Source organism: Mycobacterium marinum, from assembly GCF_003391395.1.
Lineage (GTDB): Bacteria > Actinomycetota > Actinomycetes > Mycobacteriales > Mycobacteriaceae > Mycobacterium > Mycobacterium marinum.
This window is the reverse complement of record NZ_CP024190.1, coordinates 3,742,811-3,764,425: the sequence shown is the minus strand read 5'-3', so window position 1 is coordinate 3,764,425 and position 21,615 is coordinate 3,742,811. Positions and strand designations below refer to the sequence as shown.

Genomic DNA, 21,615 nt, shown 5'->3' with positions numbered 1-21,615 from the left:
ATTTGCAGATGCGGAATTCAGCATGGGGGGCGCGTTCACAACGATGGCGGCTGTGTGTGGCCGCTTTGGCGGGATGTGATGTAGTCGTGTTTAGCGACGGCCTCGATGGCGACTTATCCGGTCGCGGGCGGGCCAGGGCGATGTGGTCACGGCAGATTGGTTTGAACAGTCTGCCAACGGCCCCGATATTGCTAGCCCAAAGTGATGGTTCGACGATACGTTGTCGCATTGTTATTGATGGCAAGGTCAAGGATGAACGTACGTCGACCGGTGTAAATGCGCAGACCTTTTGTCTGGTGAAGGCCGGATGAGTTCTGTTTCAGTTGACCAGTGTGGCGGGGGCGTATTGGCTCCCGGTGATGGGGCGCGGCCATTGTTGGCGCGGATGATCCGTCGGCTAGCGTTACCGATCATCGCCGTATGGATAGCCCTCATTGTGGCTCTCGGCGTCGCCGTGCCTTCATTGGAAGTGGTCGGGGAGATGCGTGCGGTCTCGTCTTCCCCTACGGACGCCCCATCGATAATCGCGGCAAATAAAATCAATGCGCTATTCACCGAACACAAAGCCGACAGCGCGATCATGCTTGTGCTGGAAGGTAAGGAACCGCTTGGCGAAGATGCCCATGCCTACTACGACGATCTAGTCAGGAAGTTCAGAGCAGACAAAGAGCACGTGGTCGGTGTGCGGGATTATTGGAGTGATCCCGTCACCGAAGCTGGCGCGGAAAGCTCCGACGGGAAGTTTGCTTACGTCCAAGTGAATCTGATGGGGCTGCAGGGGCACGCAAGGTCCATCAGATCAGTGAAAGCCGTCCAGCGCATTGTCGACAGCACACCGGCTCCGGACGGCGTCACAACCTTTGTTACCGGGTCTGCGGCGCTGATGGTTGATCAGCAGACGGTTGGCAGCCGCAGCATGCGGCTCGTCGAGTTGGTCACTATTGGGGTGATCGTTGTCATGTTGTTGGTGATCTATGGGTCGGTCACGACGGCGTTGGTGGTTTTGGTGATGGTGGTGCTGCAGTTGGCTGCGGCGCGGGGTGTGGTGGCGTTGCTTGGCTATCACGGGCTGGTGGGGCTTTCGACCTTTTCGACGAATGTGTTGGTTACGTTGGTGATTGCTGCGGGTACTGATTATGCGATCTTTCTGGTGGGTCGCTATCAGGAAGCGCGTAGTGCGGGGCAGGATCGTGAGTCGGCATTTTTCACGATGTTTGGTGGGACGGCCCATGTGGTGTTGGGTTCGGGGCTGACGATCGCGGGGGCGACGTTGTGTTTGAGCTTTACCCGGTTGCCGTATTTGCAGACGCTGGGTGTTCCGTTGGCTGTGGGTATGACGGTCGGGGTGTTGGCGGCGTTGACGTTGGGGCCGGCGCTTATTGCGGTGACGAGTCGGTTTGGCAAGGTGTTGGAACCGAGGCGGCAGTTGCGGGTGCGCAGGTGGCGCAAACTGGGTGCGGCTATTGCGCGGTGGCCGGGGCCGATTCTGATTACGGCCAGTGTGTTGGCTTTGGGGGGCTTGTTGGTCTTGCCGGGCTATCGCGCTAGTTTCGATGACCGCAATTATCTGCCGAAGGACGTACCCGCCAACATTGGGTATGCCGCCGCTGAGCGGGGGTTTGGTGCGGCGCGGATGAATCCGGATGTGCTGCTGGTTGAATCCAATCACGATCTGCGGAATTCGGCTGACTTGCTGGTGATCGACAAGATCGCCAAGGCGATTTTTGCGGTTGAGGGGATCTCTCGTGTGCAGGTCATCACCCGTCCGGACGGGAAACCGATCAAGCACACCTCGATCCCGTTCATGATTGGTGCGCAGGGTTCTTTTATGCAGCTGAATCAGCATTATCAGCAGGACCGGATGGCTGATCTGTTAGCGCAGGCCGATGAGATGCAGACCAGTATCGACACGATGGAGCAGATGACCAGCACTGCTGCTGAGATGGCAGAGACCACTCACCGACTCGTCACCAAAACAAAATCGATGGTGGTCGATGTGGAAGAGCTGCGTGATGCGGTCGCCAATTTCGAAGACTTTTTCCATCCGATCCGCAGCTATTTTTACTGGGAACCGCATTGTTTCGATATCCCGGTCTGTTGGTCGCTGCGATCGATATTCGATGCCATCGATGGTGTGGATCTCATGACCGGCGACCTGCAGGAGATCCTGCCCGAGATGGAACGCCTTGATGAGTTGCTGCCGCAGATGGTTGCACTCATGCCGAAAATGACCCAGACGGTGCGGAACATGAAAGCCATGGCGTTGACCATGTACGCCACCCAGAAAAGCATGCTGGACCAGATGGCGGCCGCATCGGACAAAACCAACGCCATGGGTAAGGCGTTCGACGCCTCGATGAACGACGACTCGTTCTACCTTCCCCCAGAAGTCTTCGACAACGAAGACTTCCAGCGCGCGATGAAGAACTTCATCTCCCCGGATGGCAAGTCGGTGCGCTTCATCATTTCCCACCAGAACGATCCGATGACGCCTGAAGGGATGGCCCGTACTCAAGCGATCAAACGAGCGGCCACCGAAGCCATCAAAGGCACACCTCTAGAAGGTTCCAAGGTCTACCTCGCCGGCACCGCCGCCGTCATCAAAGACATCAACGATGGCAACAACTACGACCTGCTGATCGCCGCCATCGCGGCACTGAGTCTGATCTTCCTCATCATGCTCAACATCACCCGCAGCGCGATCGCGGCCCTGGTGATCGTGGGCAGCGTGGCGGCATCACTGGGCGCTTCAGTGGGGTTATCGGTGCTGCTATGGCAACACCTGATCGGCATCGAACTGCACTGGCTGGTCCTGTCGATGTCAGTCATCGTCCTGCTCGCCGTCGGCGCCGACTACAACCTGCTGCTGGTCTCACGCCTCAAAGAAGAACTCCACGCCGGGATCAACACCGCGATCATTCGCACCGTAGGAGCCACCGGATCGGTGGCCACCTCGGCAGGACTCGTGTTCGCCTTCACCATGATCTCCATGGCAGTCAGCGACCTGACCGTCATCGCCCAGATCGGCACCACCATCGGCATGGGACTGCTGTTCGACACGTTCGTGGTCCGCGCATTGATGACCCCCTCCATCGCCGTCCTGCTGGGCCGCTGGTTCTGGTGGCCCCACCACGTCCGACCCCGACCCATCCCACAACCATGGCCATCACCCACACCATCACAACCCACCACCAACCTGACCACCAGCACACCCTGACCCGGGTGCTCTGAAAAAAATCGAGGTTCAGTCATGTGTCGTTCCCGCGTTGTCCACCGACATCGGCCGCGTTGGGATCGATGACAGCATCAGGACATGGTCTTCAGCACCTAGCGACGCGTTGTTATAGGAGAAACTTATGCGGCGATCCCAGTCAGCGGTTGAGGTGATCGACCTCGTCAAAAGGCGCGGTTCAGTCACGGCGGTCGACGGCATCAGCTTTGCGGTGCCTCCAGGCGGTGTTCTTGGTCTGCTGGGCCCAAACGGTGCTGGCAAGACCACCACGGTGAGGATGCTGGCTACGTTGACCAGGCCGACAAGCGGCGCCGCGTGGGTCGCCGGCCACGATGTGTGCGCCGCTCCCGAGTCGGTGCGCAGAGAAATCGGATTGACATGTCAGGAAGCCACTCTCGACGGTCTCTTGACTGCTCGAGAGAACATCAACATGATCGGCAGCTTGCGCGGGATCCGCCGTAAGGAATTGGCGTCACTGACCGATCGGCTGCTAGACCAATTCTCGATCGCCGAATTTGCTGATCGACGTGTCGATACCTACTCCGGCGGAATGCGGCGGCGTCTCGATGTCGCGATAAGCCTGCTGGCCCGGCCCCAGGTGTTGTTTCTGGATGAGCCAACTGCAGGGCTGGATCCGCATAGTCGCATCCAGCTGTGGGAAGTTTTGCGCACGTTGGTCGACGATGGCCTCACGCTGGTACTGACCACCCAATACTTGGAGGAAGCCGATCGGCTTGCCGACAATATTGTCCTGATAGACAAGGGCAGGGTGATTGCAGAGGGATCTCCATTTGAGCTCAAGCAAAAGGCGGGTGACGCAAGCATTGTCGTGACTGTGTCGCGCACCGAGGATGTTGCCAATGTCGCGGCGTTCCTGCGAACGGGCGCCAAAGAGGTGCGCGTCGACATCTCCGCCCGTCGAATCACGGTCGCGACCCACGGGTTGTTGGACCTTTCGGACGTCGCCCGGATGTTGCACCAATACGCGGCGCCCATCGAGGATATCCGTCTTACGCGGCCGAGTCTTGACGACGTTTTCGTGTTGTTGACTGGGCATCACGGCAGTTCTTCGGAGGGGGACTCGGCATGATCGTTTTCCGGGATGTATCCACAAGTCATCGTCAAACTGTGCGTCGGCCCGAGGCGCATAGTTCTAGCGTTGCGTGGCAGGTATGGGTAATGCTCAAGCGTAACCTGATTAGAGTCAGGCGAAGGCCAGAGACGCTCATGCAGTTGCTATTGCAGCCCATTGCGTTCATGTTGTTCTTCACATTTATTGTTGGACGATCGATCAGCGAAAACGCGGCACCGCACTACCGTGAATACCTGTTGCCGGGTATCCAGGCGCAGGCGATAGTAGCGACAATAATACTTGTGGGGGCGGCGATCTCTGCGGATGTCGAAAATGACGTCTTTATCAGATTCCGTTCGCTTCCAATATCTAATTCCGCGCCGTTGATCGCGCGCGGCCTGGTCTCGCTGCTCTACGCGGCGATCGTATACATTCTGATCGGTATTAGTGGCATGCTCATTGGGTGGCGGATGCACGGCAGCCTAGCCGATGCTGTGCTGGCTTTCGTGCTGGTATTAGTTTTCGGTGTCGGGTTTATGTGGCTGGGCATGGTGGTTGGCTTGATGGTCAGGACTGTGGAGGTGGTTGGTGCTGCGGTGTTCTTGATAACGCTGCCAATTATTTCCATATCGAACTGCTTTGTGCCGACACAGCCTATGCCGCACGCGCTGCGCGTGATTGCCGAATGGAATCCGCTCTCATCCTTGGCGCTGGCATTGCGCAAGCTCACCATCGATGAGCCAATGGCGCCACCAAGCGCGCAATTGCCACTGCATCATCCGGCATTGTCCACGCTGATCTATTCGATAGTTCTGACCGCGCTATTGGCTCCTATCGCCATTCGCGCCTATATCCGCCGCACTTCCCTTTAGCCCTGCTGTTGAGCTGGTTGCGTGTCTTCGGCATGACGCGCAGGGGCCGATCGGTCCGTTTGCGCAGTAGTCGGTGGGGTGACTTGGCGCCTGGCCCGCCCTGGTGGTGGGTTCCGCCGAGCATGCTCGCGGGGTCCGGAGTTGTGCTAGATCTGGTCGCGGCGGGCTGTGGCGTAGCTCAACGCTTCACCAATTGTGTTGTGGTGAAACTGGAAACCGGCTTGCTCGAGTGCGGTGGGGATGGCGCGTTGGCCTATCAGCAGGCCTTCGTCGGCGAACTCGCCGAGGGCGGCGCGCGCCGCGAAACCGGGCAGCATCAACGGGGTTGGGCGGTTTAACGCGCGTCCGAAGGCGGTGGTGAATTCGGCATTGGTTACCGGCGCGGGCCCAGCCATGTTGACCGGGCCTGACAACGTCGGGTTGGAGATGGCGAACAGCAGCGCGCGCACCTCGTCTTCAAGGCTGATCCATGCCATGTACTGGCGGCCGCTGCCCAGCCGGGCGCCGAGTCCCACTGAGAACGCCGGGCGCAACGGGCGTAGGGTGCCTCCCGCCGGGGCCAGCACCAGGCCGGTGCGCGCCAATACGACCCGGGTGCCGGCGTATTGGGCGGGTAGCGTGGCGGCTTCCCAGTCCACGCACAGCTGGGCGAGAAATCCCATTCCGGCTGGGTCGTTTTCGTCGACCACCCGGTCGCGGGTGTCCCCGTAGTAGCCCACCGCGCTGGCGTTGATCAAGGTGGGCACGCCGGCGTCGGCGACGGCGCTGGAGAGCACTTCGGTGGGTGTGATCCGGCTATCGCGCAGGCTCTGTTTGAACGCGCCTGACCAACGGCGGCGGCCGATGCCGACGCCACACAGGTTGATGACGACGTCGACATCGGTGAGTGCGTCGGGATCGAACTCGCCGCTTTCGGGGTTCCAGTGCAGCTCTTCGGAATTGGCCGGAGTTCGGCGCACGATCCGAAGCACGCGGTGATCGGCCGCGCGTAGTGCCGCTGCCAACGCCGAGCCGATCAATCCAGACGAACCCGCTATGGCGACAACGGCTTTGCCCACGCTCTCAGAGCCCCAGGTCGGCCTCGAAAGCTCCCTCTTCGAGGCGGTGCTTGATGGTGGTGAGGAAACGTCCCGCATCAGCACCATCGACCAGGCGGTGGTCGTAGGTCAGCGGGAGGTAGCACACGGAGCGGACGCCGATCGATTCGTTGCCGGTGTCGTCGACGACCACTCGCGGTCGTTTCACGATCGCCCCGGTACCCAACATGGCGGCCTGCGGCGGCACCAGAATCGGGGTATCGAACAAGGCGCCCTGGCTGCCGATGTTGGTGATGGTAAAGGTGCCGCCGGACAACTCGTCGGGCTTGAGGTTGCCCGATCGAGCGCGACCGGCGATGTCGGCGATCGCCCGGGCCAGCCCGGCCAACGACAGATCGCCGGCGTTGTGGATCACGGGGGAGAGCAGGCCCTGGTCGGTGTCGACGGCGAACCCGAGGTGCTCGGCGTCGTAGTAGGTGATCTCCTTGGTTTCCTCGTTGTAGCTGGCGTTGATGTTCGGGTGGATCTTGAGGGCGTCGATCACGGCACGGGCGATGAACGGCAAGAAGGTCAGGTTCACACCCTCCCGCTCGGCAAAGGACCCCTTGGCCCGGGCCCGCAGCGCCACGATTCTGGTCATGTCGACCTCATGGGTCTGAGTGAGCTGCGCGGTTGCCTGCAGGGATTCGCGGGTCTTGATCGCGGTGATCTGCCGAATCCGGCTGGCCTTCTGCTTGGTGCCCCGCAGGTGTGCCAGCGCCGCGGCCGCAGCCGGGGCTGCCGCCTTCGAAGGCGAGGCGGGAGCCGAAGCCTGAGCAGCCGCTGGCTTGGCCTCTGGTCGCTCTTTCTTCTTCTCGGCAGCGGCCAACACGTCTTGCTTGCGGATGCGACCGCCGACACCGGTGCCGGTCACCGAGTCGAGGTCGATGTTGTTCTCCTCGGCCAGTTTTCGGACCAGGGGAGTCACGTAGGGGGTGCCGTCGCCCGCACTCGGTGCCGGGGCGGCCGCGGGCTGCGGCGTTGCCGCGGGCGCAGGCTTGGGCTCGGGAGCCGCCTTGGGCTCGGGAGCCGGCTTGGGCTCGGGCGCGGCCTTGGGCTCAGGAGCGGCCTTGGTTTCGGGGGCGGCCTCGGGGGCGGGGGCCGGCTTGGACTCGGGCGGTGCGGCGGCCGCAGATCCGGAGCCGATCCGTGCCAACTCGCCGCCGACCTGGACGACGTCGTCCTCCTCGGCGGTGATGCTGAGTAGGACGCCGGCCACCGGTGACGGGATCTCGGTGTCCACCTTGTCGGTAGACACCTCCACCAGCGCTTCATCGACCTGAACCGAATCCCCGACCTTCTTCAGCCAGCGAGTTACGGTGCCCTCCGCCACCGACTCGCCCAGTTCGGGCATCAGCACCGGGGTCGCGTCGCCACCAGCAGCCGACGAGCCTCCGGATTGGGGTTTGGCTTCGGGTTGCGGCTCGGGCTCGGCCTCCGGTTCGGGCTGTGCCGCCGCGGCGGGCTCGGCCTCGGGCTCCGGTTGGGACGGCGCATCGCCGCCGCCACTCTCGGCCGCATCGCCGATGATGGCGAGCTCACCGCCGACCTCGACCGTGTCGTCCTCCTTGGCGACGATCTTGGTCAGCACACCGGCGGCCGGCGAGGGAATTTCGGTGTCGACCTTGTCGGTGGAAACCTCAACCAGTGGCTCGTCGATCTCGACGGTGTCGCCCTCCTGCTTGAGCCACCGGGTGACGGTTCCCTCGGTGACGCTCTCACCGAGTGCCGGCATCTGGACTGAGAAGGCCATCGTTTTTGACTCCTAGATCGGTCGTCGGTAGGCATAGGCCGACCTCTGGCTTACCACACAGTCGTGCACCAGGTACGGAACCCAAGTTGATCTCGAAACCTATCCTGTCACTGTCGCTTGGTCGGCTCGCACCCAGGGCGTGGCGCTTGGCCCGCGGGGCTTGTGTATGGCGCTTGCTACGGTGTGGCGACTGATTGGCATAACAAGTCGCAGGTGGGCGGAGGTCCGATGTCGGCAACAAGACAAGCACCCCAGCAGTTCGTCGACAGCGCTGGTGGCGTGCGGATCGCTGTCTATGAAGAGGGCAACCCCGACGGCCCGACGGTGGTGCTCGTGCACGGTTTTCCCGACTCTCACGTGTTGTGGGACGGGGTCGTTCCGCGTTTGGCCGAACGGTTCCGGATTCTGCGCTATGACAATCGCGGTGTCGGCCTGTCGTCGGCCCCCAAGGCCGTTTCTGCCTACACCACAGCGTGTTTGGCCGACGACTTCGCCGCCGTCATCGAAGCGCTCAGCCCCGGCCAGCCGGTGCACGTACTGGGTCACGACTGGGGCTCGGTGGCGATTTGGGAGTACTTGACCCGCTCCGGCGCGGCCGACCGGGTCGCGTCGTTCACGTCGGTGTCCGGCCCGAGCCAGGACCAGCTGGTCAACTACATATTCGGCGGCCTGCGCCAGCCGTGGCGGCCAAAGACCTTTGCTCGCGCACTCACCCAGGCGCTGCGGTTGAGCTACATGGCGCTGTTCTCGGTGCCGGTGTTGGCCCCGCTGGTGTTGCGGGCGACGCTGTCGCGTGCCTCGGTTCGGCGCAACATGGTCGACAACCTTCCGCTCGACCGGATTCACCATTCCGACAACTTGGCCAGCGATGCCGCCAACTCGGTGAAGACCTATCCGGCTAACTACTTTCGGGCCTTTTCCCGGCAGTCGCGCACACGCGGCGTGCCGGTCATCGACGTGCCGGTGCAACTCATCGTCAACACCAAGGACCCCTACGTGCGGCCCTACGGGTACGACGAAACCGCGCGCTGGGTGCCGCGGTTGTGGCGCCGCGACATCAAAGCAGGTCATTTTTCGCCGATGTCGCATCCGCAGGTGATGGCGGCAGCGGTGCACGACTTCGCCGACCTGGTTGACGGCAAGCCCCCGAGCCGCGCACTGCTGCGGGCCCAGGTTGGCCGTCCCCGCAAGTACTTCGGTGACACCCTGGTGGCGGTCACCGGGGCGGGCAGCGGAATTGGCCGGGAAACCGCCCTCGCGTTCGCGCGCGAGGGCGCCGAAGTTGTGCTCAGCGACATCGACGAGGCCACCGTGAAGGACACCGCCGCCGAAATCGCCGCGCGCGGTGGTGTTGCCCACCCCTATGTGCTCGATGTATCCGACACCGAGGCGGTCGAGGCGTTCGCGGATCAGGTCAGCGCCACGCACGGGCTGCCCGACATCGTCGTCAACAACGCCGGCGTCGGCCAGGCGGGGAGGTTCCTGGACACTCCCGCAGAGCAGTTCGACCGGGTGCTCGACGTCAACCTGGGTGGTGTGGTCAACGGCTGCCGAGCCTTCGGTCAGCGTCTGGTTGAGCGCGGTACCGGAGGCCACATCGTCAATGTGTCGTCGATGGCCGCATACGCCCCGCTGCAGTCATTGAGCGCCTATTGCACCTCAAAGGCGGCGACGTTCATGTTCTCGGACTGTCTGCGTGCCGAACTCGATGCGGCCGATGTCGGCCTGACCACCATCTGTCCCGGCGTCATCAACACCAATATCGTCAACACCACCCGCTTCGACGCGCCGCCCGGCAAAGGCGGCGACCAAGTGGACGGCCGGCGTGGACAGATCGACAAGATGTTTGCGCTGCGCAGCTATGGGCCGGACAAGGTCGCCAAAGCGATTGTGTCCGCCGTCAAGAAGAACAAGCCGATCCGGCCGGTAGCTCCGGAGGCCTACGCGCTCTACGGCATTTCCCGAGTGCTGCCCCCGGCGCTGCGAAGCACCGCACGCATGCGGGTCATCTGACGCGTCAGACGCTCGCCGCTGCACCTTCGGACCGCCGCGCGAGCACCGCGCCGGCTATTCCGACGGCCCCGATGACCGCCAGCGGTATCGCCCACATGCCCCTGCGGGACACCGCCGACTGAACATTGCGCGACGACGTCGGTGTGCGGGATGACCTGGTTGGGGATCGGTATGTTGGCGCCATTGCTGTCGTTGGCGTTCCCCGCTGCGGACGGGTCAGCCGCCAGCCCGCTGCCGCAAGACACGGAGCCGCCGTCGCCCTTGGATGCCGTCACCGGCACCAACAGCCCAATCGCGCCAGCCACCAAGAGCACGGCGGCTACGGCGATGATCAACCGTCGCACAGTCACAGTCCGGCCATGGGCCGCAGTATCGCCGTGGGCGACCGGCCTAACCGCTGTGCGCCTTGGCTAGACCAGCGGTGTTTGCGGTGGCTGGAGTTTCGCGATCTTCGCGCTGCGGGATCAGCCGTTAGCCGCGATGTCCTCGAGCACCGCGAACATGGTGCGGGTCGGCACGCCGGTGGCTCCCTTGGGCGTGTAGCCCCAGGCGCTACCGGTGTTGTACGCCGGGCCGGCCACATCGATATGTGCCCAGTCCACCGCATCGGCGACGAACTCCCGCAAGAACACCCCGGCGACCAACATGCCGGCAAAGCGCTGCCCGCTGACATTGGCCAGGTCGGCCACCGTGGATTTCAGGTCGTCCTTGAGTTCGTCCGGCAGCGGCATGGGCCAACCGTTCTCACCCACCTGTTGGGAGATTGCCGCGACCCGGTCGCGGAACTCGTCGCTGCCCATGATTCCGGGGATACGCGCACCCAAGGCCACGGTCTGGGCTCCGGTCAACGTCGAGGTCTCGATCAGATAGTCCGGGTTGTCCTCACACGCCCGAACGATGGCATCGGCCAGGATCAGCCGGCCCTCCGCGTCGGTGTTGAGCACCTCGACCGTGGTTCCGCCGTACTGCGTCAGCACGTCGCCGGGCCGCTGTGCCGTGGCTGAAGGCATGTTTTCGGCGATCGGCACCGTGGCGATCACGTCGATCGGCAACTCCAGCTGGGCCGCCAGCGCGACGGTCGCGATCACCGCGGCCGCGCCACCCATGTCCGAGGTCATGTAATGCATCGACGCGGCCGGCTTGATCGAGATCCCGCCGGTATCAAAGGTCACTCCCTTGCCGACCAGGGCGACCTTCTTGGCCCGTCTGGGGTTCTTGGCCAGCCGCGATCCCCGGTGGGTCAACCGCACCAGCCGCGGCGGGCGGGACGAGCCCTGACCGACACCGACCAGCCCGCCGTATCCGGCTTTTTGCAGCGCCTTCTCGTCGAGCACTTGGACTTCGAGTCCGACCGACTCGCCCAGAACTTTTGCCCGTCGCGCCAACTCGGCGGGATAGAGGTGGCTGGGCGGCGTGTTCACCAGGTCGCGGGCGGTGGCGACGGCGGTTGCCACGGCTGCACCGTGCGCGCAGTGCTTCCGGGCGTCTTTGGCCGTCGTCAGCACGGTGACCTTATGCAGCCCGGCGTCTTTGGGGGCCGTCTTGGCGCTACGGAAGGCGCTGAACCGATAGCTGCCCAGGATCAGACCCTCGATGGCCGCAGCGCAGACACCGTCGCCGGGCAAGTCCGCCAACGTGGTCACCACTGTCTTCGCAGTGCCGAGCGCCCGCGCGGCAGCGCCGGCGGCACGACGCACCGCGTCCGGTGTCCACTCATAGCGGGGTTTGCCCAGGCCCACCGTCAGCACGCTGCTCACCGGAAGCGACGAGACCACGAGCCGGTGCACCTGGTCACTGGCGCCGGTAGCGTCCAGGGCCCGCAGGCCCGCCTCGATCTCGGCGATCGCATCCGCGCTCAGGAATGGCTCCGCGGAGGCGACGACGGCGCCTGGCCGCTCGCCGGACTGCTCATCGTCGCCGGTCGAGACGACCGGCACGATCAGCACGGATGAACTCACACCACGCTTCGGCAACGAGGTGGCGACATGGACGGTGGGGATTTGGTCACCCGATTCGGCGGTCACGGGCAATCACCCTAGTCACCGCAGCGCGGGCCTGCTTGCCCACCGTCTGGTCGATCGGCGCTGCCTTGCAGTTCGAATGCATTCACCGGGTCGTCAAATCCCTTGAGCGTCAATGGGCCCTGGGGGATCGTGGGCCAATCCGGCAGTTGGTCATGCAACGCCGCGTCGGCTAGGACTTGTCCCGGCGCCGCGGCCGCCACCAGACGCGCGGCCAAGTTGACCGGCGTGCCGAAGTAGTCCCCGTTGATGGCCAGTGCGGTGCCGTAGGCAAGTCCGGCCCGCACCTGCAATCCTTCTTCGCGTGCTCTGGGGTGGTGGACCAGGTCGACCGCCGCCTGCGCGAGCCGTTGTGGTGTCGAACTAACCCACATCACCGCGTCACCGATGAACTTCACCACCCGGCCCCCGTCGGCGTGCACCACGTCGGCTACGGCCGCGCCAAACTCGTTGAGCAGGCCCTGTAGCTCCGTCGGCGTCAGCGTTTGGGTCAATACCGTGAAGCTCGACAGATCGGCAAAACCGATGCCGCACACCACGCTGGCTGATGCATCACGAGTGACGCCTTCGAAGTGAGTCCGGGCGCTGGTCAGGTGATGGCGGTGCACGATGTCGATCAGGGTGCCGATGCGGGGGACAAACTCGGCGACCGCGCGGTAGGCCTGCGCCGTGGCTAGTTCGTTATTGGTGTACGTCATTTGGATGTCCGGTGTCCCCGCGCGGATCATCGTGGATTCGGCCTCGGCCAGCCGGGCCATGGCCGCGCCGAGCACCCGCAACAGCCCGAACGCGCCGTCCTCACCCACCACCGATTTCACGGCGAGCCAGGTTGCCAGCGCATCGACGTCGGCCTGGCTCAGGGTGGGTACGTCGGGACCGGCGACGGTGAGACCTAGCAGGGCCCAGATGTGAGCGATGTCGTCGGCAGATAGCCCGAGTTGCTCGCCGGCGGCCGTCAGGGTGTAGATCGGGGGGCCTGGCCATTGCAGGACATCGCCGGCGAGGCCGAATAGCCGTCCCCGCCGTTCGGCCTCGGCCATTTCCTCGAGGGTGAAGCCAAGGTCATCGAGGTACTTGATCAGATCGGCCCGCTCCCGGGGGTTAGCGATTCCGGCAGCTTCGAGCGCCTCGAAGTCGAGGGGGTCGGGAGAACCGGACACCTGCCCAAGTGTGCCAGCAGCCGGACCGATTAGGGTGAGACGCCGTGAGTGACGCGCCAGAGTTGATGCAGGGACCGTTGGAAGACCGCCACCGCGCGCTGGGCGCAAGCTTCGCCGAATTCGGCGGCTGGCTGATGCCGGTGTCCTACGCCGGGACGGTCAGCGAGCACAATGCCACCCGCAACGCCGCCGGCTTGTTCGACGTCAGCCATCTGGGTAAGGCACTGGTTCGCGGGCCGGGTGCGGCGGAGTTCGTCAACTCCGCGCTTACCAACGATCTACGCCGCATCGGGCCGGGCAAGGCGCAATACACCTTGTGCTGCAACGAATCCGGTGGCGTGATTGACGACTTGATCGCCTACTACGTTGCCGACGACGAAATCTTCCTGGTGCCCAACGCCGCCAACACCGCCGCGGTGGTCGCAGCCTTGCAGGCGGCGGCACCGAGCGATTTGACCATCACCGACCTGCATCGCTCCTACGCGGTGCTGGCGGTGCAGGGGCCGCGTTCGACCGAGGTGCTGGCCGCGCTCGGCCTGCCCACTGAGATGGATTACATGGGCTATGCCGACTCGTCGTACAACGGGGTATCGGTTCGGGTCTGCCGCACCGGGTACACCGGCGAGCACGGCTATGAGCTGCTACCACCGTGGGAGTCCGCCGGCGTGGTCTTCGACGCCCTGGCGGCCGCCGTTGCCGAAGTGGGCGGTGAGCCGGCCGGCCTGGGCGCGCGCGACACGCTGCGCACCGAAATGGGCTACCCCCTGCACGGGCATGAACTGTCGCTCGACATTTCGCCGTTGCAGGCCCGATGTGGGTGGGCGATCGGCTGGAAGAAGGACGCGTTCTTTGGCCGGGAAGCGTTGTTGGCGGAGAAAGCGGCCGGCCCGCGCCGCTTGCTCCGGGGGTTGCGCATGGTCGGCCGCGGTGTGTTGCGTCCGGGCCTGACGGTGTTAAACGGCTCCACCCCGGTCGGGGTCACCACATCGGGGACGTTCTCGCCAACCCTGCAGATCGGTATCGCGCTTGCGCTGATTGACACCGACGCGGGTGTGGAAGACGGCCAGCAAATCACCGTCGACGTGCGAGGCCGTGCCGTCGAGTGCGAAGTGGTGCGTCCGCCCTTCGTTGAGGCCAAGACGCGGTAAGGCGCCCAATCACGTGGCAAAAACCAGTTGGCACAGCGATATACAATCGTGGCCATGACCAGGGGGTCCCAACAGTTCACCGTGACGCGCGCGACAAATCCGGCCACCGAGGCTGAGCGCGTATCAATTCTGGCTGACCCCGGCTTCGGCCGCTATCACACCGACCACATGGTGTCGATCGATTTCGACGAGGGGGTGGGCTGGCACAATCCGCGGGTCATCGGCTACGGCCCGATCGAGTTGGACCCGTCGGCGATCGTCTTGCACTACGCGCAGGAAGTCTTCGAAGGGCTCAAGGCCTATCGCTGGGCGGACGGCTCGATTGTGTCGTTTCGGGCCTGGGCCAATGCGGCGCGCTTGCGCTCCTCGGCCCGGCGGATGGCGATTCCCGAGCTGCCCGAAGAGCTGTTCATCGAATCGCTGACCCAACTCATCGCCGTCGACAACGTCTGGGTGCCGCCGGCCGGTGGCGAAGAGGCGCTCTACCTGCGGCCATTCATCATCGCCACCGAGCCGGGACTCGGGGTGCGCCCGGCCAAGCAGTACCGGTACCTGTTGATTGCCTCGCCGGCCGGCGCGTACTTCAAGGGCGGTATCAATCCGGTCAGCGTCTGGGTGTCGACCGACTACGTGCGTGCTTGCCCCGGAGGAACCGGCGCCGCCAAGTTCGGCGGCAACTACGCCGCGTCGCTGCTGGCTCAGGCCGAAGCCACCGAGAACGGTTGCGACCAGGTGGTGTGGCTGGATTCCGTGGAACGGCGCTACGTCGAGGAGATGGGTGGGATGAACATCTTCTTCGTGCTCGGCAAGGGGGGGTCGGCCAGACTGGTAACCCCAGAGCTATCCGGCTCGCTGCTGCCCGGCATCACCCGGGATTCGTTGCTGCAGTTGGCGCTTGACGCCGGATTCGCGGTGGAGGAGCGCAAGATCGACATCGCCGAGTGGCAGAAGAAGGCGGCGGCCGGCGAGATCACCGAGGTTTTCGCGTGCGGTACCGCAGCCGTGATCACCCCGGTCTCGCGGGTGAAGTACGGCGACGGCGAGTTCACCATCGCCGACGGTCAACCTGGCGAGGTGACAATGGCGTTGCGTGACACGTTGACCGGGATCCAGCGGGGTACTTTTGCCGACACCCACGGCTGGATGTCGCGGCTAAGTTAGGACTGTTGCGAGGTTGCCGGGCTCGGGCCGGTGCGCGCTGGCGTGGCAGCCCGGCCGGATCGGGGATGGCGCCGGCCGGCGATGTGCCCGGCGCAGGCTTGGGTACCGGCCGCGGCGGTCTGGCGCCGTGTGGCGGGTCAGTGCCAGACCCAGCCCCGGAGCGGTGCCGGTGACCAGGCGGTGTGCACCCCGCCTGGCCCGACTCAGCCGGCGCATCGGGGCCTTCTCGACGAGCTGACTCTGCGCTTCGGTCGTTTGGCTTAGTCCCGGGGCGCGCAGGCTGGCGACGGCGGCGATGATGGCCAAGGTCAGCGAGACGAGGACTGGGCCGATGGTTGCGTGCCGCTGCGCGAGTTCACCCAGTACGGCTCCCAGCAGCGTGGACACCACCGCGGCCAAGGTCGCTCCAAAGCAGATCAGCGTCGCGCGGTGTTGTTCGGGAGCAAACATGCTGATCCACGAAATGGAGGCCGCGACCACGGTTTGGGCGGCGACGGTCGCCAGCAGGAACGCCGTGCCGTATGCCCACATCTGGGTCCACTGGCCGCACAGCTCGGCGACGATGCACACCAACGCGGCGGCGATGCTGAACAGCGAGCTACCCAACAGCATGCCGCGCACGCCGAACCGGCGGTTCACCGCTCGCCACAGCAGCGAACCGATAACCAACGCGATGCTCGAAAGGATCACCAGGACGTGCAGGCTGCCGCTCGACTGGGCGGCGCGCAGGCTGAAGAACGTGGTACCCAGGCTGATGGGAGCGAACAACAGATAGGTGGTCGCATACCGACGGAACCATGGCTCGCGGCGGGCGATCTCGAAGCCCTGACGGTAGATATCGCGCAGCGGCAACCGGACGGTGGGTGCGCTGGACGCTGACCGCATCGGACCGACGAACAGCGCCGCAACGCCGGCGACAATCATGCTCGCGGCACCCAGCCAGAGCAGATCGTGGTAGCGCGCCATCTCGTCACCGTGGGCCAGTCTCGGCACAATCACCAACGTGACGCCGGTGGCCAACAGCGATCCGACGGCCCCTTGGGTGAGCAGTAGCTCGCCGCGGCGCAACACGGACAACTTGTTGGAGATCATGTCGGTGTAGGCGACACCGGAAACCCCGGCGACGACACCGCTGGCGGTCGCGGTCACGAAGAAAACCGCGGCGACCAGCGCGCCGGTCCAGGGAACTGCGGCGTTGGCCAGGATCAGGGTTGCGGCACTCGCCGATATCGCGGCCATCAGCAAGTGCCGGTACTGGCCGAAGCGCTGCAAAATCAACGGGGAGACCGAGTTGCCCAGAATCGCGCCGATGCTGAATGCCGGAAACAACAGCCCGGCCACCCAAGTAAGTCCCTGATGCGCACAAATGACCGGCAGAACCACGGCGCCGCTGCCCATCTGCATCCCCGCCGAGTAGAAGCTACCCTGGGTTACCAGTCGTCCGAACGGGGTTCTGGGGTTCGAGCCGACCAGCCGTGATGCGGTCATGTCAAGAGACTTTACGTCCGCGTGATCCAAAATAGGGTCCACTAATCGGACATTAATCAGATATTGCCGGTGCAATCCCGTGTCCACCGATCGGAGGAATCTCCATTAGTCCTGCGGACCGGCTCAAAAAATGCTGGTTGGTCGGAATCTGACCAACCCAACTTGGCACCAATCTAGCGTTTTCAGCTTCTACAAACGTACCAGAGCCGCCAACACCACGGCAGTCACCGTGGTGGCTAGCTCAATCGCGCAACCCAGCACGTCGCCGGTGATGCCGCCGAACCGTCGGACACAATGCCTGATCAGCAGGGTGCCGGCGCAGACCGCGGCCACCACCGCGGCAGGGCCCTGCCATGGCCGCGGAGCCGCGGCCAGCGAAGCGAACAGCAGCACAGCAAGCCACGCCACCAGCACCGATATGGGCTGGGTGCCGGCGACCCGAGAGCCCAAGCTACTGCCCGCGGCCGCCGGTACCGACCGCCGGCAGCCCAGTACCGCGGTGACCCGGCCGGCAAAGACCGCCACGGCGATGCCCGCGATTCCGCGGCTGCCTGCCGCGCTCAGTGTCGAAAACGCCGACCCCTGCACGGCAATGACCAACACGACCGCGGCCACCCCGAACGGTCCGGTCGAACCGTCGCGCATGACGGCCAAGGCCCGTTGTGGTGGCCCGTAGCAGCCGAGCCCGTCAGCCGTGTCGGCGACGGCGTCGATGTGCAGACCGCGGGTGGCCAGCAGTAGCACCGCCACCGCGAGCAGTCCGGGCAGCGGGCTGACCGGGCCGAACACCAGCGATGCGGACCACGTGACGCCGGCGGCAAGTCCGCCCAGCACGACGCCGACAACCGGCAGTGCCGTCATCGCCCCGCGCCCCATCGGTGCGGCGACCGAGGCAGGGACGGGTATGACCGTGCCAAAGGAGAGCGCTGTTGCCAGCGAACGAATCACGATTCAGGTGGCTCGGTGGCGCCGGCGTCGTCGCACGCCGTGGACACCCCGGCTTCGGCGAAGGTCGCCATCGATGACAGCGCTGCCACGGCGGCGCGCAGCACCGGTAGGGCAACGGTGGCGCCGGTGCCTTCGCCCAACCGCATTCGCAGATCCACCACTGGGTCCAGCGCCAGCGCCGTCAGTGCCAGCTGATGGCCGGGTTCGGTGGAGCGGTGGCCGGCTTGCCACCATTGCCGGGCGCCGGGGGCCAGGCGTTCGGCGACCAGCGCTGCCGCGGTGACTGCCATGCCGTCGAGCAGCAGCGGGGTACGCCGGACCGCGGCCTGCGCGCAGAAGCCCGCCATGGCGGCCAGGTCCGCGCCGCCGCAGCAGCGCAGCAACGCGACGGGGTCAGGCAACACTCGCGCGGACCGAAACAGCGCATCGCGTACCGCCGCGGTCTTGCGTGACCAGGTCGCATCGTCGACTCCGGTTCCGAAGCCGACCACGGCAACCGGCTCGGTGTTGGTCAGCGCCGCCACCAGGACCGCGGCCGGGGTGGTGTTACCGATTCCCATGTCACCGGCGATCAGCAGGTCGGCGCCAGCGTCGACCTCGGCATCGGCGATCTGCTGACCGGCCGCGATCGCGGCGGCGGTCTGGTCGTCGGTCAATGCGTCCTCGGTGGCGATATCACCACTGCCGCGCCGCACCTTGTGGGCGCCGATCTGCTCCGAGAGCGCTTCCGCGTCGACAGCCAGATCCACCACCCGTACCGTGGCGCCCGCGACGTCGGCAAGCGCGTTGATGGCGGCTCCGCCACCGTCGATATTGGCGACCATCTGGGCGGTGACATCCGGGGGATAGGCCGACACCCCGGACCGGGTGACACCGTGGTCACCGGCGAATACCACCACGCGGGCGCGCTGGAACTGCCGCGGCGGGCACTGGCCCTGGCACGAGGCGACCCACACAGACAGGTCCTCGAGCCTCCCCAGCGCACCCCGCGGCTTGGTCAGCGCGTCCTGGCGAGCCCGCGCTGCCGCCTCGGCGAGGGCGTCGGGTGCTGAGATCGGTGCGAACCCGATCATGCGCGCGACGGTTTGATCGGGACGGCTTGGCCGGCCACCACCAGCACCACGCGGTCACACAGTGCCGCCATTCGCTGGTTGAGGGTGCCCAACTCGTCGGCGAACCGGCGCCCGGATGCGGTCGCCGGCACCACGGTCAGCCCCACTTCCGGGCTGACCAGGACCAGCGTCGATCCGAATTCGCCGACGGCGGCCAGCATGTCGTCGATGGTGTCTTGCAGGGCGGCCGGTGGGGAGCCGCCCTCCCAGGCGCGGTGGCTGTCCATGGCGCTGGTCAACCACGTACCGAGATCGTCGACGAGAGTGGGCGTGTCCGGCACTTGCCGCAATTGGGTCGTGATGTCGTCAGTTTCGACCGTTGACCAGTGTCCGGGCCGGCGATCGCGGTGCCTGGCGACGCGCTGATCCCAGTCCTGCGATGCGGCTGAGTCGGAGTCGGTGGCCGGTCCGGAGGCCAGATAACGGACCGGCTGTTCGGGCGTAAGCGAGTCCGCAATGGTCTCCTCTGCCCAGCGGGACTTGCCCGACCTGATCCCACCGAGAACCAGTGTGCGCATGAGTGGTCAAACAGCTTTCCGGTGAGTACTAATCGACACTGGCGCCGCGCTCGACCTTGGGCCGGGGCGCCCGCATCCTGCGCATTTGAGACGCGCGGCCGGCCGCGTACAGGCCCAGCTTCCAACGGCCTTCGGTGTTGTTCGGGAACTTGACGTCGACCAGGTTGCTGACTTTGCGGGCCAAAATGATGCCGTCAATGGTCATCAGCGCCATCAGCACCAGCATTGCCGGCGACATGTAAAGCTGCAGCTGCGGGACGGCGAACATGGCGAAGAGCAGCGCCAGCGCAGACGGCATGAACAGACCGAGCAGGTTGCGCCGGGCATCCACCACATCGCGGACGTACCGGCGTACCGGCCCTTGATCGCGGGGCAACAGGTATGCCTCGTCGCCGGCCATCATGCGCTCCCGGCGTTCGGCCATCCGGGCCCGGCCGGCCGCCTTTTCCGCCTTGCGCTCCTCGCGACTGAGTTTGGGCCGGGCCAGCTTCTTACGCCGGGCCCGGGCCTCTGCGCTGGTCATAGGCGCCGGAACGACCGGGCCCTTCTTGGATCGCGTGGCGTCGTTGCGTTTCGGTGTGGGCCGGCCCTTGGGGCCGGTCGTCTTCGGTCCGCGAGAAGTTGCCGATGATGAGGTATCCCCGGAGTTCGCCGCCGACTCGTCGGCGTGGTCGGTTGCGGCCGAAATGTCGGCGCCTTCGTCATGGTCTTTCTTGCGGCCCAGCAGCTTCACAACCGACAGGTTACTTCGCGAGAGCCCAGTCCCCGGAATTGTGCCGGTGTTACCCAGCGCCGGTGTAGCGGTTGGCCCTACTCTTGCTTGTGATGAACGGCTCCCTCGCCTCGGATGCTGCCGCCGATGGCCTCGGGCCCGGCCGGATCCAGCTGCCCGCGATGCGGGTCCTGGTGGCCCCGGACTGCTATGGCGAAAGCCTGTCGGCTGTTGAAGCCGCGGCGGTCATTGCCACCGGCTGGACCCGCTCACGACCCAATGACTCCTTTATCGTGGCCCCACAATCCGACGGTGGTCCGGGGTTCATCGATGTGCTGCGCAGCCGGCTGGGTGGCGTCCGGAAGCTGCAGGTGTCCGGGCCACTGGACACCGCGGTCAGTGCGGAGTGGGTGTTTGAGCGATCTTCGGCGACCGCCTACCTGGAATGCGCCCAAGCCTGTGGTCTCTCATTGCTGGGTGGTCCGCCGTCGCCCGAAACCGCGTTGGCGGCCCACAGCCGCGGAGTGGGCCAGCTCATTGATGCGGCGCTGGCCGCGGGAGCGCGGCGCATCGTGGTGGGGTTGGGCGGCAGCGCGTGCACCGACGGTGGCCACGGCATGATTACCGAGCTCGGCGGCCTGGATGCGGCCCGCGATCGGCTGGCCGGAATAGAGCTGATTGCCGCCTCTGACGCCGAGTACCCGCTGTTGGGCCCGTGGGGTTCGGCAAGGGTGTTCTCGCCGCAGAAGGGTGCTGACGCGGCCACCATCAGCGTGCTGGAGGGGCGCCTGGCGGCATGGGCGGTTGAGCTGGACGCGGCGGCCGGACGCGCGGTCAGTGCCGAGCCAGGGGCCGGGGCCGCCGGAGGAATCGGGGCGGGGCTACTTGCACTGCGGGGTCGATGCGAGTCCGGAGCCGCGATCATCGCTGAGCTCACGCATCTTGCCGACGACCTCGCCGACGCCGAGCTCATCGTCACCGGGGAGGGGCGGTTTGACGAACAATCGCTGCACGGAAAGGTGGTCGGTGAGATTGCTGCCGCGGCGCGGCCGCTGGGCATTCCGGTGATCGTGCTGGCGGGACAGGTGGACCTGGACAAATCCACGATCCGCCTGGCCGGGATCATGTCCGCGTTGTCCATCGCCGACTATGCGGGTTCGGTACGCCTGGCACTGGCTGACGCGGCGAACCAGCTGATGGGTTTGTCATCTGAGGTTGCCGCACGACTCGGGAATCGGGGACCTGCGGGGTACCGTTAATAGGACTGGGCTTCCCCCTGTGGCAGACCCCGGTTGGATTTCAGCCGGGCGGGCCCACCCAACGACGAAG

Annotated in this window: 17 protein-coding genes and 1 pseudogene; 8 read left to right on the top strand and 10 right to left on the bottom strand. The window is 65.1% G+C overall.

Features of this window, described 5'->3' with window-relative positions:
- Positions 1–140 precede the first annotated feature (140 nt).
- The 4 genes from CCUG20998_RS28530 (at position 141) to CCUG20998_RS15725 (ending at position 5,176) form a co-directional block, all read left to right on the top strand.
- Positions 141–311 carry an MmpS family protein gene (locus CCUG20998_RS28530; RefSeq protein ID WP_258035725.1) on the top strand — a complete coding sequence of 57 codons (171 nt, stop codon included), beginning with the start codon at positions 141–143 and terminating at the stop codon, positions 309–311.
- Positions 308–3,217 carry an MMPL/RND family transporter gene (locus tag CCUG20998_RS15735; protein ID WP_116267928.1) on the top strand — a complete coding sequence of 970 codons (2,910 nt, stop codon included), beginning with the start codon at positions 308–310 and terminating at the stop codon, positions 3,215–3,217. Before CCUG20998_RS28530 ends, CCUG20998_RS15735 begins: the two co-directional genes overlap by 4 nt.
- A gap of 139 nt (positions 3,218–3,356) precedes the next feature.
- The gene (locus CCUG20998_RS15730) at positions 3,357–4,322 is read left to right on the top strand and encodes an ABC transporter ATP-binding protein (protein ID WP_012394920.1); all 966 of its coding nucleotides are present in this window, start codon (positions 3,357–3,359) and stop codon (positions 4,320–4,322) included.
- Positions 4,319–5,176, top strand: coding sequence for an ABC transporter permease (locus CCUG20998_RS15725; protein WP_036455763.1), 858 nt, complete (start codon positions 4,319–4,321; stop codon positions 5,174–5,176). Before CCUG20998_RS15730 ends, CCUG20998_RS15725 begins: the two co-directional genes overlap by 4 nt.
- A gap of 146 nt (positions 5,177–5,322) precedes the next feature.
- On the opposite strand, the gene CCUG20998_RS15720 is transcribed toward CCUG20998_RS15725, so the two are convergent.
- Both CCUG20998_RS15720 and sucB read right to left on the bottom strand, forming a co-directional pair.
- On the bottom strand, positions 5,323–6,234 hold the full coding sequence (locus CCUG20998_RS15720; protein WP_012394918.1) for a TIGR01777 family oxidoreductase: 912 nt from the start codon (positions 6,232–6,234) through the stop codon (positions 5,323–5,325).
- Positions 6,235–6,238: 4 nt separating this feature from the next.
- A complete protein-coding gene (gene sucB, locus CCUG20998_RS15715; protein WP_012394917.1) occupies positions 6,239–8,005 on the bottom strand; it encodes a 2-oxoglutarate dehydrogenase, E2 component, dihydrolipoamide succinyltransferase in 1,767 nt (588 codons plus the stop codon).
- A 228-nt stretch (positions 8,006–8,233) separates the two neighbouring features.
- Between sucB and CCUG20998_RS15710 the strand changes: the two genes are divergently transcribed.
- Positions 8,234–10,018 carry an SDR family oxidoreductase gene (locus CCUG20998_RS15710; RefSeq protein ID WP_012394916.1) on the top strand — a complete coding sequence of 595 codons (1,785 nt, stop codon included), beginning with the start codon at positions 8,234–8,236 and terminating at the stop codon, positions 10,016–10,018.
- A gap of 4 nt (positions 10,019–10,022) precedes the next feature.
- Here CCUG20998_RS15710 and CCUG20998_RS28525 read toward each other — a convergent pair.
- The 3 genes and pseudogenes from CCUG20998_RS28525 to CCUG20998_RS15695 form a co-directional block, all read right to left on the bottom strand.
- Positions 10,023–10,368, bottom strand: a pseudogene (locus CCUG20998_RS28525) (aminopeptidase).
- A 114-nt stretch (positions 10,369–10,482) separates the two neighbouring features.
- Positions 10,483–12,042: a leucyl aminopeptidase gene (locus tag CCUG20998_RS15700; protein ID WP_161965550.1), complete on the bottom strand. Its 1,560-nt coding sequence runs from the start codon at positions 12,040–12,042 to the stop codon at positions 10,483–10,485.
- A gap of 11 nt (positions 12,043–12,053) precedes the next feature.
- On the bottom strand, positions 12,054–13,199 hold the full coding sequence (locus CCUG20998_RS15695) for an adenylate/guanylate cyclase domain-containing protein (protein ID WP_103654124.1): 1,146 nt from the start codon (positions 13,197–13,199) through the stop codon (positions 12,054–12,056).
- Positions 13,200–13,243: 44 nt separating this feature from the next.
- On the opposite strand from CCUG20998_RS15695, the gene gcvT reads away from it, so the two are divergent.
- Positions 13,244–14,347: a glycine cleavage system aminomethyltransferase GcvT gene (gene gcvT, locus CCUG20998_RS15690; protein ID WP_103654125.1), complete on the top strand. Its 1,104-nt coding sequence runs from the start codon at positions 13,244–13,246 to the stop codon at positions 14,345–14,347.
- Between the two features lie 54 nt (positions 14,348–14,401).
- A complete protein-coding gene (locus CCUG20998_RS15685; RefSeq protein WP_036455760.1) occupies positions 14,402–15,508 on the top strand; it encodes a branched-chain amino acid aminotransferase in 1,107 nt (368 codons plus the stop codon).
- On the opposite strand, the gene CCUG20998_RS15680 is transcribed toward CCUG20998_RS15685, so the two are convergent.
- The 5 genes from CCUG20998_RS15680 to CCUG20998_RS15660 form a co-directional block, all read right to left on the bottom strand.
- Entirely contained in the window at positions 15,500–16,996 is a 1,497-nt protein-coding gene (locus CCUG20998_RS15680) for an MFS transporter (protein WP_103654126.1), read from the bottom strand. The genes CCUG20998_RS15685 and CCUG20998_RS15680 overlap by 9 nt on opposite strands.
- 189 nt (positions 16,997–17,185) lie before the next feature.
- Positions 17,186–17,944 carry an adenosylcobinamide-GDP ribazoletransferase gene (locus CCUG20998_RS15675; protein ID WP_011741318.1) on the bottom strand — a complete coding sequence of 253 codons (759 nt, stop codon included), beginning with the start codon at positions 17,942–17,944 and terminating at the stop codon, positions 17,186–17,188.
- On the bottom strand, positions 17,941–19,017 hold the full coding sequence (gene cobT / locus CCUG20998_RS15670) for a nicotinate-nucleotide--dimethylbenzimidazole phosphoribosyltransferase (protein ID WP_020725634.1): 1,077 nt from the start codon (positions 19,015–19,017) through the stop codon (positions 17,941–17,943). Before cobT ends, CCUG20998_RS15675 begins: the two co-directional genes overlap by 4 nt.
- Entirely contained in the window at positions 19,014–19,574 is a 561-nt protein-coding gene (locus CCUG20998_RS15665; protein WP_012394909.1) for a bifunctional adenosylcobinamide kinase/adenosylcobinamide-phosphate guanylyltransferase, read from the bottom strand. The genes cobT and CCUG20998_RS15665 overlap by 4 nt, the downstream gene beginning before the upstream one ends.
- A 28-nt stretch (positions 19,575–19,602) precedes the next feature.
- Complete coding sequence (locus CCUG20998_RS15660) at positions 19,603–20,262, bottom strand: DUF3043 domain-containing protein (protein ID WP_373122734.1); 660 nt, start codon at positions 20,260–20,262, stop codon at positions 19,603–19,605.
- 206 nt (positions 20,263–20,468) lie between these two features.
- Between CCUG20998_RS15660 and CCUG20998_RS15655 the strand changes: the two genes are divergently transcribed.
- On the top strand, positions 20,469–21,545 hold the full coding sequence (locus tag CCUG20998_RS15655) for a glycerate kinase family protein (protein ID WP_085979909.1): 1,077 nt from the start codon (positions 20,469–20,471) through the stop codon (positions 21,543–21,545).
- Positions 21,546–21,615: the final 70 nt, after the last annotated feature.